Below are 13,102 nucleotides of genomic sequence, written 5' to 3'. Positions count from 1 at the left end.
CCCCTGACTCTCGCGAGGAGAAACACAGATGAACAAACTGGCGGATTATGACGGGCCAATCCTTGAGATCGACAAGCTTTCGATTTCGTTTTTCACCCGTCTGAGGGAAATCCCTGCTGTGATGGATTTCTCGGTCAGTGTGCAACCCGGCGAAGCCGTCGGGCTGGTGGGCGAATCCGGTTGCGGCAAATCCACAGTGGCCCTTGGCGTCATGCAGGACCTTGGCAAGAACGGGCGGATCGTAGGCGGCTCGATCAAGTTCAAGGGCCGCGATCTGTCCGAGATGACCTCGGACGAGCTGCGTGACATTCGCGGCAATGAAATCGCGATGATCTATCAGGAGCCGATGGCCTCGCTGAATCCGGCGATGAAGATCGGCAAGCAGCTGATGGAAGTGCCGATGATTCACGAGGGCGTCAGTTCGGATGAGGCTTACGCCCGCGCGTTGGAGGTGGTCACCGATGTGCGACTGCCCGACCCCGAGCGGATGCTGAATTCATTCCCGCATCAGCTGTCCGGCGGTCAGCAGCAGCGGATCGTGATCGCGATGGCGCTGATGTCGAAGCCGTCGCTGTTGATTCTGGACGAACCCACAACGGCTCTGGACGTGACCGTCGAGGCCGCCGTGGTCGAATTGGTCAAGGATCTGGGCAAGAAATACGGCACTTCGATGCTGTTCATCTCGCACAACCTCGGGCTGGTTCTGGAAACATGCGACCGCCTGTGTGTGATGTATTCCGGTGAGGCGGTCGAGCGCGGCTCGATCCACGATGTGTTCGACGAGATGCAGCACCCCTATACGCAGGCGCTTTTCCGGTCGATCCCCTTGCCCGGGGCCGACAAGAACGCGCGGCCGCTGGTGGCGATTCCGGGCAATTTCCCCCTGCCCCACGAACGCCCGCCGGGCTGTAACTTTGGCCCGCGCTGCGATTATTTCGAGGAAGGCCGCTGCGACGCCCAGAATATCCTGATGGAGCCGGTGCCGGGCAATGATCGCCACCACACGCGCTGCCTGAAGTTCAAAGAGATCGACTGGAACGCACCAATCACCGTGGGCGAACAGAAGGAAAAGGCCGAGATCGGCCGGACCGTTCTGAAGATGGAAAATCTCAAGAAATACTATGAGGTGGCCGCAAATGCCCTGTTCGGGGGTGGTGAGACCAAGGTTGTGAAAGCCAACGAAACACTCAGCTTCGAAGCACATGAATCCGAGACGCTGGCCATCGTGGGCGAATCCGGCTGCGGCAAATCAACATTCGCCAAGGTCCTGATGGGGCTGGAAACTGCGACGGATGGCCAGATCCTGCTGGACAATCGCAACATCGAGGCCGTCCCGATCGAGGAACGTGACGCCAAGACCGTGGGTGAAGTGCAGATGGTGTTTCAGAACCCGTTCGACACGCTGAACCCATCGATGACCGTGGGTCGTCAGATCATCCGAGCGCTGGAGATTTTTGGCGTCGGCAACTCCGAAGCCGAGCGCAAGAAGCGGATGCTGGAGTTATTGGATCTGGTGAAACTGCCCCGCGCCTTTGCCGAACGGATGCCGCGGCAATTGTCGGGCGGGCAGAAACAGCGCGTCGGGATCGCCCGCGCCTTTGCCGGGGATGCCCGGATCGTGGTTGCGGACGAACCGGTCTCGGCGCTGGATGTGTCGGTGCAGGCGGCGGTGACCGATCTGCTAATGGAAATTCAGCGCGAGCACAAAACCACGCTGTTGTTCATCAGCCACGATCTGTCCATCGTGCGGTATCTCAGCGACCGGGTGATGGTGATGTATCTGGGCCATGTGGTCGAACTGGGCACGACGGATCAGGTCTTTGCCCCACCCTATCACCCCTATACCGAAGCGTTGCTGAGCGCTGTTCCAATTGCCGATACATCGATCGAAAAGCAACATATCGTATTGGAGGGGGATATCCCGTCTGCGATGAACCCACCTCCGGGATGTCCGTTCCAGACCCGGTGCCGGTGGAAATCCGAAGTTCCGGGCGGAATGTGCGAACGCGACGTGCCGCCGGTGAAAACTCTGGCCGAAGGTCATCAGGTCAAATGCCACCTGTCCGAAGAGATTCTGGCCCGCATGGAGCCGGTCATCAAGGTCGCGGCTGAATAAGTCAGTTAACCACAGATCAGGGGTGCAGGAGACATACCGGCGCCCCTTGTTGACGACGTCCAGCTTGGGAAGCATCAGCGCCGGGCGTTACGGGTTTGACATACCGTCCTTCAACGCGAGCCTGCGGGTGATGACCTCATTGGGTTGGATGATGGGTCCGGCGCTGATGCTCTTCGCCTTCGGAAATTGGGGCGCGGTTCGGACGTTTTTCCTTGCGCTGGGTGTGATCGCGATCTGGGCGGCTCTGAGGAGAGCATAAGAGCCGCGCTCGGCTCGGGCCGAGAGTCAGTGCCATGTGACCGAAACAACCGCTTAGCCGCCCCAGATCACTTTCACATAGTTCTGGGTTTCTTTGTAAGGTGGAACGCCGCCGTGCTTTTCGACGGCTTTTGGTCCGGCGTTATAAGCCGCTAGCGCCAGACGCCAAGATTTGAACTTGCGGTATTGCCAGGACAGGTACCGCGCCCCACCTTCCAGGTTCTGTTTCGGGTCATGCGGGTTAACGCCCAAAAGCCGCGCAGTGCCAGGCATCAGCTGCGCCAGCCCCAAGGCACCCTTGTGCGATTTCGCATGGGGGTTCCATCCGCTTTCCTGCTGCACCAGACGCAGGAACAGTTCTTCCGGAACGTTGTGCTTGCGCGCGGCTTGCCGGGCCAGAGTCATATACTGCCCCCGGTATTTGCCAGTGTAGCGTTTGTTGAAGCTGTCACTGGGCTTTGCCCTTTTCGGCTTCAGCCGCTCGGAATCGCGGTACTGAGTTGCCGCACGCGAGTCCAACACCTTGGATTGCTTGAGAAAAATGTCCTTCCGGCTTTTTGTTGACAACGTCTGCGCGGTCACCGGGACCGAGACCAGAGCAAAGCACGCAACCAAAAAACAACTAACCAGAAATCGCATTAACGCCAATCTCGCTCGTTCAGGAACTCTGAGGAGTATAGATATTTCAGTTAATAATGAAAGCTTGGTAAACTGAGCCCTCGTATTTTCTTGCGGAGTGTTACCTGCATCAACCGTGTTTCAACCACGACGCAGGCCGTATAGGGTCGCTTGGAAACTCTGCGCCAGATTCGGGCGCGCAAACGTCAATTCAGAACGGGGAAATACATGGCGGGTTCAGTCAACAAGGTCATTCTTATCGGCAATCTCGGTGCGGACCCTGAGGTACGGTCGTTTCAGAATGGTGGAAAGGTATGCAACCTGCGCATCGCGACATCCGAGACCTGGAAAGACCGCAATACCGGAGAGCGCAAGGATCGGACGCAATGGCACTCGGTCGCTATATTCTCGGAGCCCCTTGTGCGGGTTGCCGAGCAATATCTGCGCAAAGGCAGCAAGGTCTATATCGAAGGGCAGCTGGAAACCCGAAAGTGGCAGGACCAATCGGGTCAGGACAGATACACGACCGAAGTGGTCCTGCGGCCCTATCGCAGCGAACTGACAATGCTGGACGCCCGCGGTGAAGGCGGCGGTGGCGGTGGCTATGGCGGCCAATCGGGCAGCTACGGCGGCGGTCAGGCCGGTGGCGGCTATGGCGACCCCTATGGCGGCCCATCCAGCGCCCCTGCCCCGGCATCCGGCGGCATCGACGACGACGAGATCCCGTTCTAAGCGAAACGGAGATATATCATGACATGGTCCTTCTCACTCGGCCGGATATTGGGGTCGGAACTGAGGGTCCATGTCACCTTTTTCCTGCTGCTGGCCTGGGTCGGTTTTGCCGCCTACTCCAGCGGAGGGTTACCGGCCGCCGTCGAAAATCTGATCTTCGTGCTGGCGCTGTTTGCCTGCGTCGTCGCGCATGAATTCGGCCACGCGCTGATGGCGCGGCGGTACGGGATCAAGACCCCCGACATTACTCTGCTGCCCATTGGCGGACTGGCCCGGCTGGAACGGATGCCCGAAAAACCGATGCAAGAGGTCTGGGTCGCCCTTGCAGGCCCTGCCGTGAACATCGTGATCTGGTTGATACTCGTCGTGCTGGGGGCCGGAATGCCGCTTGAGACCATGGCGCAGATCGACTCGACCGGCCCCGGGCTGATGAACCGGCTGGCCTATTTGAATCTGTTGCTGGCGGCGTTCAACATGATCCCGGCCTTTCCAATGGATGGCGGGCGCGTGTTCCGCGCCCTGCTGTGCCTGAAAATGGACCGGGTCAAAGCCACCAGAGTCGCCGCCCTTGCCGGGCAGATCGTCGCCGTGGCGTTCGGTTTCTGGGGTTTGAGTGTCGGCAACCCGATCCTGGTCCTGATCGCGGTGTTCGTCTTTGTCGCCGCCAATTCCGAGAGCCACGATGTCGCCATGCGCTCAGTCGTGCGGCGGGTTCTGGCACGCGATGCGATGATCACCGAATTTCACGCCCTATCCCCCACCGACACGCTGGCCACCGCAGCACAGGCCGTCATTCACACCACCCAGCATGAATTTCCGGTGCTGGATTCAGCGGGCGCTCTGCTGGGGTTCGTCACCCGCGACCGGCTGTTCACCGCCTTGACCGGAGACATCCCGCGTTCGGACCCGGCAACCTCGATCATGGTGACGGATATCCCGCAGGTTCAACTGGCCTGCGGGCTCGAAACGGTTCTGGACGGGCTGCACAAAGGTGCCCCGGCCATCGCAGTCTGTACGCAGGCCGGGAACATGGTCGGCTACATCACCCGGGAAAACATCGGCGAGTTGATGGTGATCCAAGGGCGGTGATCAGACCGTCGCCAGGGCGTCTTCCAGCACCGAAATCACCGCCTCAGGCGGGACGTCCGAGGTAACAAAGGCCTCACCGATTCCGCGCGCCAGAATGAACCGAAGCTGACCGTCGATAACCTTCTTGTCCTGCGCCATCAGATCAACCAGCGCCTCGGCCCCCGGCATATCGCCGGGAATGTCGGCCAGATCGGTTTTCATCCCCATCGCCCGAAGATGAGCGCGGACGCGGCTTGGATCTTCTTGAGAGCATAGGCCCAGACGCGACGACAACTCAAACGCCAGCGCGCAGCCGATGGCCACGCCTTCACCGTGCAGCAAACGATCGGAGTAGCCAGTCGCAGCCTCAAGCGCGTGGCAGAAGGTGTGGCCAAGGTTGAGCAGCGCGCGGTCGCCCTGCTCGGTCTCATCACGCGCCACGATATCGGCCTTCATCTGAACCGAGCGTGTCACGGCCCGCACCCGCGCGGCCATGTCACCGCCCGAGACATCCGTTCCGTTTGCCTCAAGCCATTCGAAAAACGCCGCATCGCCCAGAAGGCCGTATTTCACCACCTCGCCATAACCCGACAGGAAATCGCGCTGGGTCATCGTGCCCAGAACCGAGGTATCGGCCAACACCAGCGACGGCTGGTGGAACGCCCCGATCAGGTTCTTGCCCTGCGGCGCGTTGATCCCAGTCTTGCCGCCCACCGAACTGTCGACCTGCGCCAGCAGCGACGTCGGTATCTGCACGAACCGCACCCCGCGACGCAGAACTGCGGCGGCAAACCCAACCAGATCACCGATGACACCGCCACCCAAGGCAATAACCACGTCCCGGCGTTCGACCTTTTCGGCAAGCAGCCATTCCACGGTACGTTCGAAATGCGGCCAGCTTTTGGTGGCCTCGCCTGCAGGCAAGGTCAGGGCCGTCATCTCGATCCCGGCAGAAGCCAATCCATCCCGCAGAGCGTCCAGATGCAGCGCGTCCACGTTCTCATCGGTGACAACGGCCACCTTGGGCCGGGGCAACAATGGGGCAATCCGCGTGCCGGCCTGTGCCAGCAGGTCCGGGCCAATTTCCACATCATACGAGCGTTCGCCCAGCTCTACATGTACGGTTTGGTGCATCACTTCCGTTCCAAAACATCGGGGCGTGTGGCCAGCGCATCCACCACCCGGTTCACCATATTCTCGATCGAGGTATGGCCGTCCGATTCAGCGATCAGGTCGGCCTGCGCATAAACCGGCACTCGGTCCTCGTACAAGGCGCGCAAAGTCGCATACGGGTCGGCGGTGCGCAGCAAGGGGCGCGTGTCCTTGTGTTTGACCCGGTTCCACAGAACCTCAAGATCCGCCCGCAACCAGACGGACACGCCGCGTTCGGTGATCATGGTGCGGTTCTGTGCGGCCAGAAAGGCACCGCCGCCGGTGGACAAGATGCCTTTTTCCTCATCCAGAAGACGCCCGATGACCTGGCTTTCCTTGGCACGAAAAAACGGCTCTCCGTCGCGCGCGAAAATCTCGGGGATGGTCATATTGGCCGCCGATTCGATCTCGGCATCACTATCGAGGAAGGGAACACCCAGCCGCGCGGCCAATGCACGGCCCACAGCCGTCTTTCCCGCCCCCATCATGCCGACAAGAACTACCGTTTTGTGCAGTTCAAAGCCCGTATCCGGGTTCACGCCTGAAGAGTTATGCTTAATTTCGCTCATTTCACCGTGAATGACGTGATCTTAGGAAAAATGCTAGCTATAACTATGACAAAAGAGAAAATTGGGGCAGCGTTGAGCAATGGGCCGTCTGATCAAGTTCCTGTTATATCTGATTTGCCTGGGTTTCATCGGGCTGGTGGCATATGCCTATTTGGGTCCGTTCTTCGGCGCCGACTTCTCGGCGCCGCAGGATGAGATACGAGAGCCGGTAATCCTGAATGTCGAATAAGACCGCACTGTTTGCGCTGTTTTTGGCCGGGTCGGCCCAGGCGCAACAGGAACCTCTTGCCGTCATCGAATGGCTAAACGACCCGCCGGAAAACCTGCCGGGGACCGTGTTGCTGGAACCCTCTGTGACCGAGACCGGCGTTCAGCCGGATGTCGAGGTCACACCGCTCGAGGCGCTGTCACCCCCGCTTGGGCTGGTGTCATCCTCGGTGACCGGGCTGCCCGTGGATCTGTGGCAGAACAGCGATCCCGCCCGTCTGGCGCAGCTGATCGGCCGCGTGCCCGTCAAGTACAACCCGGCGATGCAACGCCTGCTGTTCACGCTGCTGCTGACCGAGGCCCGCGCGCCTGCGGGGCCGAATGCGCAGGAACCTCTGCTGCTGGCGCGGCTGGACCGCCTGATGCAATTGGGTGCGGCTGATCCGGTGCAATCGCTGGTGCAACTGGCCGGCCCCACCGACAGCCGCGAGCGGTTCCAACGCTGGTTCGATGCGACGCTGTTGACCGGGGATGAGGATCGCAGCTGCACCGCGTTGATCGCACAGCCGCATCTGTCCCAGGACTATGCGGCGCAAATCTTCTGCAAGGCCCGTCGGGGCGACTGGGGATCCGCCGCGCTGACGCTTGAGGCCGCCCATGCGCTGCAGGTTTTGCCGTCCGATGATCTGGACGTACTTGACCGGTTCCTCAGCCCCGAGCTTTACGAAGATGCCGATTACCTGCCGCAGCCCGAAAACCCCGACCCACTGAATTTTCGGCTGTTCGAAGCCATTGGCGAGCGTTTGCCCTCAACCCCGCTGCCGCGCGCATTCGCAAATGCCGACCTGCGCGATGTGGCCGGATGGAAGGCGCAGATCGAGGCCGCCGAGCGCCTGACGCGGATCGGAGCACTGACCCCCAACCAACTGCTGGGCCTGTATACCGAGCGGTCCCCTGCGGCCTCTGGCGCGGTCTGGGATCGGGTCGCGGCGGTGCAAAAATTCGAAAGCGCGTTGGAAACAGGCAAGCCGGGCGCGGTTGCCAAGACACTGCCCAAAGTCTGGGAACAAATGCGCAGCGCCGGGCTGGAGGTTCCCTTTGCCGAGTTGTTCGCGGGCCGACTGTCGCAGATGGCCCTGCCCGATCCGGCCGCGGAAAACCTGCGGTGGCGAATTCTGCTGTTATCCGAACTTTATGAAACCGCCGCCCTATCCCCTCCGGACGAGTCGGTGGAAACGCAGTTTCTGGCCGCGCTGGCACAGGGCGATCCGGGGCGGGCCAAATCGCCTTCCCCATGGGCCGATGCGGTGGCTGAAGGGTTCGCCTGGGCCGCGCCTATCCCCTCGGACATTGATGTCATGTTGGCCAACGGGCAGCTGGGTGAGGCTATTCTGGCGACGATGGAGCTGTTCGCCCATGGCGCACGCGGCAATCTTGTCGATCTGACCGCCGCTGTGGCAACCCTGCGCCGTGTGGGTCTTGAGGACACCGCGCGCCGCGCCGCCCTGAACCTTCTGATCCTACAGGACACCTGAACATGGTGGCCCCGGCAACTTCGGATCTGTGGATCTCCACCTTCCTGCAGGCACAAGCGGCCGAGCTTGGGGCGGCCAACAACACTCTGCTGGCCTATGGCCGTGACCTGAAGGATTTTGCTGCTTGGTTGGAACGCCGAAAGCTCGGGTTCGCCGAGGCTGAGCGTGATCGGATTGAGGCGTATCTGATCGACTGTGACGCGCAGGGGTTGGCGCAATCCACCCGCGCGCGGCGGTTGTCGGCGATCAAGCAGATCTATCGTTTCGCCTTCGAAGAGGGCTGGCGTGAAACCAACCCCGCCATTCAGATCAAAGGCCCCGGGCGGCAGAAACGCCTGCCCAAAACGCTGGACGTGCCCGAGGTCGACCGGCTGCTGCAGGCCGCCCGTCAGACCGGACGCACCAAGGGCGACAGGGTGCGCAACACCTGCCTGATGGAGGTGCTCTACGCCACTGGAATGCGTGTGACCGAGCTGGTCTCGCTGCCGGTCTCATCTGCACGGGGTGATCCGCGGATGCTGCTGGTTCTGGGCAAAGGCGGCAAGGAACGGATGGTGCCGCTGTCTCCTCCTGCCCGAGAGGCGCTGGCCGCGTGGCTCATGGTTCGGGACGAGGCCGAGGATCAACTGGTCGCCAATGGCGGCCAACGGTCCAGGTTCCTGTTTCCCTCGCGCGGGAAATCGGGACACCTGACGCGCCACATGTTCTTTCTGCTGGTCAAGGAACTTGCGGTTCAGGGCGGCGTTTCCCCGGAAAAGGTCACACCGCATACGTTGCGCCATGCTTTTGCCACCCATCTTCTGGCCAACGGTGCCGACCTGCGGTCGATCCAAACGCTGCTGGGTCATGCCGATGTGGCGACCACCGAAATCTACACCCATGTTCTGGACGAACGCCTGGCCGAACTGGTGCTGGAGCATCACCCGCTGGCCAAAGACCCCGAAGACAAGGGCTAACCCCTTGATCCGCAGGGGACGCGACCCCATAACGGATGCAGCAACACCAATAACCAAGGACCGATGGAACCCTCTTCTTCTCTGATCGACGGCGCATTCTGGTTTACCACAGGCGCCATTCTGCTTTTGCTTGTTCTGTCGGGCTTTTTCTCGGGTTCTGAAACGGCATTGACCGCCTCGTCACGCGGCAAGCTGCGGGCGCAGGCCGACAAGGGCTCGCGCGGGGCGCAAAAGGCGCTGGACATCACCGATGACAATGAACGGCTGATCGGCTCGGTCCTGCTGGGCAACAACCTTGTGAATATCCTTGCGGCCTCGCTTGCGACGGCGCTGTTCACGCGGCTGTTCGGCGAAAGCGGCGTGGCGCTGGCGACGCTGGTGATGACCTTGCTGGTTCTGATCTTTGCCGAGGTCCTGCCCAAAACCTACGCCATCACCAACGCGGAAAAAGCAGCCGCCCTTGTGGCACCGATCATCAGCGTTGTGGTTACGGTTTTCTCGCCCATGGTTGCTGCGGTGCGCTTGCTGGTACGCGGCGTGCTGCGCCTGTTCGGCGTGCAGATCGACCCCGACAGCAACATCCTTGCCGTGCGCGAGGAAATCGCCGGTGCGCTGCATCTGGGCCACTCGGAAGGTGTGGTCGAAAAGGAAGACCGCGACCGTATTCTGGGTGCCCTTGATCTGGGCGACCGCACGGTCGAAGAAATCATGCTGCACCGCTCGAACATTGAGATGATCGATGCGGACGACGCGCCTGGGGCCATTTTGCAGCAATGCCTGAAAAGCCCGCACACCCGTCTGCCCGTATTCCGGGATGAACCGGAAAACATCGTGGGCGTTGTTCACGCCAAGGACCTGTTCCGCGCCATGTATGCCCATGCGGGCGCCAGCGAAGAAGAAAGCGACCGGCTGAAATCCTTCGACATCTCGAAGGTGGCGAACGCCCCTTACTTCGTGCCCGAAACCACCACGCTGGACGATCAGATGCGGGAGTTTTTGCGGATGCACAGCCACTTTGCGCTGGTGGTGGACGAATATGGCTCGCTGCGTGGACTGATCACGCTGGAGGATATCCTCGAAGAAATCGTGGGCGAAATCGCTGACGAGTTCGACATCGAAGAGGACGTCCCCGTGACCCGAACTGACGATGGTCAATTCCTTGTCGAGGGCGCGATGACCATCCGCGACGCAAACCGGGCGATGGACTGGTCTCTGCCCGATGACGAGGCCAACACAATCGCCGGGTTAGTCATACACGAGGCACAGATGATCCCTGTGACCGGTCAGGTATTCTCGTTCCACGGGTTCCGTTTCGAAGTCACTGCGCGCGAAGGCAACCGGATTACCGAGCTGAAAATCCGCCCTCTCTGATCCCTGTTCCGCGACAAGCGATGTCGTGAACGGAACAGCCTGCCCTGCCATGCGCCTGCAGTCTTTGACCAAAACGCATGGGAGGCCACGACATGAAGACCACAACTCAGGTAGCCGTCATCGGGGGCGGTGTTGTCGGGTGTTCCGTCCTTTATCACCTGACCAAACTGGGCTGGTCCGACGTCACGCTTCTGGAACGGTCGGAACTGACCAGCGGCTCTACGTGGCACGCGGCTGGGGGGTTCCACACCCTGAACGGCGACACCAACATGGCCGCGTTGCAGGGTTATACCATCCGCCTGTATAAAGAGTTGGAAGAGATCACAGGCATGGCCTGCGGCCTGCATCACGTAGGTGGGGTGACTCTGGCCGACAATCAGGACCGGTTCGACATGCTGCTGGCCGAGCGCGCCAAGCACCGGTTCATGGGGTTGGAGACCGAGATCGTCGGTCCGGACGAGATCAAGAAAATCGCCCCGATTACCAATACCGACGGCATCATCGGCGCGCTTTACGATCCGCTGGATGGGCATCTTGATCCGTCGGGCACCACCCATGCTTATGCCAAAGCGGCTCGGATGGGCGGTGCAACCATTGAAACGCATTGTATGGTGCGCGAAACAAACCAGCGCCCCGATGGCACCTGGGACGTGGTGACCGACAAAGGCACCATTCACGCGGAACATGTGGTCAACGCGGGTGGCCTCTGGGCGCGTGAGGTGGGCGCAATGGCAGGCGTTTACTTCCCATTGCACCCGATGGAACATCAGTATCTAGTGACGGACTCGATCCCGCAGATCGAAGCGATCATCGATGCAGGGGGCGAACACCCGCATGTGATGGACCCCGCCGGTGAAAGCTATCTGCGGCAGGAAGGCCGCGGCCTGTGCATCGGGTTCTACGAACAGCCCTGCAAGCCGTGGGCGGTGGACGGAACGCCGTGGGAGTTCGGCCATGAACTGCTGCCCGACGATTACGACAAGATCACCGACAGTATCGAGTTTGCCTATAAACGCTTTCCCGTTCTGGCCGAGGCTGGCGTGAAATCGGTGATCCACGGGCCGTTCACCTTTGCACCCGACGGGAACCCTCTGGTCGGGCCGGTGCCGGGGATGCGCAACTACTGGTCGGCCTGCGGTGTGATGGCCGGGTTCAGCCAGGGCGGCGGTGTCGGCCTGACACTGGCGCAGTGGATGATCGAGGGTGAACCCGAACGGGATGTGTTCGCCATGGACGTGGCCCGGTTCGGCGACTGGATCAGCCCCGGTTACACCCGACCGAAGGTGATCGAGAACTATCAGAAGCGGTTCAGCGTCGCCTACCCCAACGAAGAACTGCCCGCCGCGCGCCCCAACCGCACGACCCCGATGTATGACATCTTCAGCGATCTGGGTGCCGTCTGGGGCCAGCAATACGGGCTGGAAGTGTCGAACTATTTCGCGCAAGAAGGCGAACCCGGATACGAAACACCATCGTTCCGCCGCTCGGACGCGTTCAACGCGACGGGCCGCGAGGTGCGCGCCGTTCGCAATGGCGTCGGCATCAACGAGGTCCACAACTTCGGCAAATACCGCATTACCGGCCCCGAAGCCCGCGCGTGGTTGGATCGAATCATGGCGGGACGCATTCCGCAGCCGGGGCGCGTATCCCTGACGCCAATGCTGTCCCCCAAGGGCAAGCTGATCGGAGATTTCACCGTCTCCTGCCTGAGTGAGCACGAATTCCAGCTGACCGCCACATACGGCAGCCAGGCTTTCCACATGCGCTGGTTCCTGCAACACCAACAAGATGGTGTGACCGTCGAGAACATCAGCGACCGGCTGAACGGGTTTCAGATCGCCGGCCCAAAGGCAGCGGATGTTCTGGCCGCCTGTACCCGAGACGATACCTCAGACCTACGGTTCCTCGACGTGCGGCGCATGACGGTTGGTATGACCGACTGCATTGTGCAGCGCGTCAGCTATACCGGCGATCTGGGCTATGAGATTTATTGCGATCCAATGGCGCAGAGACAGCTCTGGTGGGGGCTGTGGCAGGCCGGGCAGCCACACGGCATGGTACCCTTCGGGATGCGCGCGATGATGAGCCTGCGTCTGGATAAGTTCTTTGGCTCGTGGATGCGGGAATTCTCACCCGATTACACCGCTGCCGAAACCGGGTTGGACCGGTTTATATCGTTCTCCAAAAACACCGATTTCATTGGTCGGTCCGCTGCCGAACAGGAGCGTGCCCAAGGACCGACCCGCAAACTTGTGGCCTTCGCGGTGGACGCGGACGACGCAGATGTGAACGCGTATGAGCCGATCTGGCTGGACGGCAAAGTGGTGGGTTTCTGCACATCGGGCGGGTATTCGCATTATGCCAGCAAGTCCATAGCACTCGGGTTCCTGCCGGCGGACCGGGCAACGGACGGCTTGGAAGTTAAGATCGAAATCCTGGGCCAACTGCGCAAAGCCAAGATGATCTCGAAGCCTCTGTTTGACGCGGACGGGGCGCGTATGCGGGGATGACACCGCAGGG

Annotated in this window: 12 protein-coding genes; 9 read left to right on the top strand and 3 right to left on the bottom strand. The window is 60.9% G+C overall.

The window, feature by feature from the left end; all coding sequences use genetic code 11:
* Window positions 1-28 precede the first annotated feature (28 nt).
* Together ACOQFT_RS20615 and ACOQFT_RS20610 are read left to right on the top strand one after the other, a co-directional pair.
* Window positions 29-2,116 (top strand): dipeptide ABC transporter ATP-binding protein, encoded by a 2,088-nt coding sequence (locus tag ACOQFT_RS20615; RefSeq protein WP_421599714.1) that lies wholly within the window; start codon window positions 29-31, stop codon window positions 2,114-2,116.
* A gap of 64 nt (window positions 2,117-2,180) precedes the next feature.
* Window positions 2,181-2,375, top strand: a complete 195-nt coding sequence (locus ACOQFT_RS20610; RefSeq protein ID WP_421599713.1) for a hypothetical protein — start codon at window positions 2,181-2,183, stop codon at window positions 2,373-2,375.
* 53 nt (window positions 2,376-2,428) lie between these two features.
* Here the strand turns inward: ACOQFT_RS20610 and ACOQFT_RS20605 are convergent, their stop codons facing one another.
* Window positions 2,429-3,013, bottom strand: a complete 585-nt coding sequence (locus tag ACOQFT_RS20605; RefSeq protein ID WP_421599712.1) for a lytic transglycosylase domain-containing protein — start codon at window positions 3,011-3,013, stop codon at window positions 2,429-2,431.
* Window positions 3,014-3,220: 207 nt separating this feature from the next.
* On the opposite strand from ACOQFT_RS20605, the gene ssb reads away from it, so the two are divergent.
* Entirely contained in the window at window positions 3,221-3,724 is a 504-nt protein-coding gene (gene ssb / locus ACOQFT_RS20600; protein ID WP_170442187.1) for a single-stranded DNA-binding protein, read from the top strand.
* Between the two features lie 18 nt (window positions 3,725-3,742).
* The gene (locus ACOQFT_RS20595; protein WP_421599711.1) at window positions 3,743-4,813 is read left to right on the top strand and encodes a site-2 protease family protein; all 1,071 of its coding nucleotides are present in this window, start codon (window positions 3,743-3,745) and stop codon (window positions 4,811-4,813) included.
* Here ACOQFT_RS20595 and aroB read toward each other — a convergent pair whose 3' ends face one another.
* Both aroB and ACOQFT_RS20585 read right to left on the bottom strand, forming a co-directional pair.
* Complete coding sequence (gene aroB, locus ACOQFT_RS20590; protein WP_421599710.1) at window positions 4,814-5,926, bottom strand: 3-dehydroquinate synthase; 1,113 nt, start codon at window positions 5,924-5,926, stop codon at window positions 4,814-4,816. It lies immediately after the preceding gene.
* Entirely contained in the window at window positions 5,926-6,513 is a 588-nt protein-coding gene (locus tag ACOQFT_RS20585; protein ID WP_170442177.1) for a shikimate kinase, read from the bottom strand. Before ACOQFT_RS20585 ends, aroB begins: the two co-directional genes overlap by 1 nt.
* A gap of 79 nt (window positions 6,514-6,592) precedes the next feature.
* Between ACOQFT_RS20585 and ACOQFT_RS20580 the strand changes: the two genes are divergently transcribed.
* The 5 genes from ACOQFT_RS20580 (at window position 6,593) to ACOQFT_RS20560 (ending at window position 13,092) form a co-directional block, all read left to right on the top strand.
* The gene (locus tag ACOQFT_RS20580) at window positions 6,593-6,742 is read left to right on the top strand and encodes a hypothetical protein (RefSeq protein ID WP_170348465.1); all 150 of its coding nucleotides are present in this window, start codon (window positions 6,593-6,595) and stop codon (window positions 6,740-6,742) included.
* Window positions 6,732-8,255, top strand: coding sequence for a hypothetical protein (locus tag ACOQFT_RS20575; RefSeq protein ID WP_421599709.1), 1,524 nt, complete (start codon window positions 6,732-6,734; stop codon window positions 8,253-8,255). The genes ACOQFT_RS20580 and ACOQFT_RS20575 overlap by 11 nt, the downstream gene beginning before the upstream one ends.
* Window positions 8,256-8,257: 2 nt before the next feature.
* Window positions 8,258-9,211 (top strand): site-specific tyrosine recombinase XerD, encoded by a 954-nt coding sequence (locus tag ACOQFT_RS20570; protein WP_421599708.1) that lies wholly within the window; start codon window positions 8,258-8,260, stop codon window positions 9,209-9,211.
* A 63-nt stretch (window positions 9,212-9,274) separates the two neighbouring features.
* Entirely contained in the window at window positions 9,275-10,582 is a 1,308-nt protein-coding gene (locus ACOQFT_RS20565; RefSeq protein ID WP_421599707.1) for an HlyC/CorC family transporter, read from the top strand.
* A 92-nt stretch (window positions 10,583-10,674) separates the two neighbouring features.
* The gene (locus ACOQFT_RS20560; protein ID WP_421599706.1) at window positions 10,675-13,092 is read left to right on the top strand and encodes a GcvT family protein; all 2,418 of its coding nucleotides are present in this window, start codon (window positions 10,675-10,677) and stop codon (window positions 13,090-13,092) included.
* Window positions 13,093-13,102 lie beyond the last annotated feature (10 nt).

Origin of the sequence: Ruegeria sp. MALMAid1280 (assembly GCF_049195285.1) — a bacterium.
Classification (GTDB): Bacteria; Pseudomonadota; Alphaproteobacteria; order Rhodobacterales; family Rhodobacteraceae; genus Ruegeria.
This window is presented reverse-complemented; position numbering and strand designations above follow the sequence as displayed.

Coding starts and splice junctions, on each gene's coding strand:
- ACOQFT_RS20615 (WP_421599714.1), top strand. CDS start 29: ATGAACAAACTGGCGGATTATGACGGGCCAATCCTTGAGATCGACAAG.
- ACOQFT_RS20605 (WP_421599712.1), bottom strand. CDS start 3,013: ATGCGATTTCTGGTTAGTTGTTTTTTGGTTGCGTGCTTTGCTCTGGTC.
- ssb (WP_170442187.1), top strand. CDS start 3,221: ATGGCGGGTTCAGTCAACAAGGTCATTCTTATCGGCAATCTCGGTGCG.
- ACOQFT_RS20595 (WP_421599711.1), top strand. CDS start 3,743: ATGACATGGTCCTTCTCACTCGGCCGGATATTGGGGTCGGAACTGAGG.
- aroB (WP_421599710.1), bottom strand. CDS start 5,926: ATGCACCAAACCGTACATGTAGAGCTGGGCGAACGCTCGTATGATGTG.
- ACOQFT_RS20585 (WP_170442177.1), bottom strand. CDS start 6,513: ATGAGCGAAATTAAGCATAACTCTTCAGGCGTGAACCCGGATACGGGC.
- ACOQFT_RS20580 (WP_170348465.1), top strand. CDS start 6,593: ATGGGCCGTCTGATCAAGTTCCTGTTATATCTGATTTGCCTGGGTTTC.
- ACOQFT_RS20575 (WP_421599709.1), top strand. CDS start 6,732: ATGTCGAATAAGACCGCACTGTTTGCGCTGTTTTTGGCCGGGTCGGCC.
- ACOQFT_RS20570 (WP_421599708.1), top strand. CDS start 8,258: ATGGTGGCCCCGGCAACTTCGGATCTGTGGATCTCCACCTTCCTGCAG.
- ACOQFT_RS20565 (WP_421599707.1), top strand. CDS start 9,275: ATGGAACCCTCTTCTTCTCTGATCGACGGCGCATTCTGGTTTACCACA.
- ACOQFT_RS20560 (WP_421599706.1), top strand. CDS start 10,675: ATGAAGACCACAACTCAGGTAGCCGTCATCGGGGGCGGTGTTGTCGGG.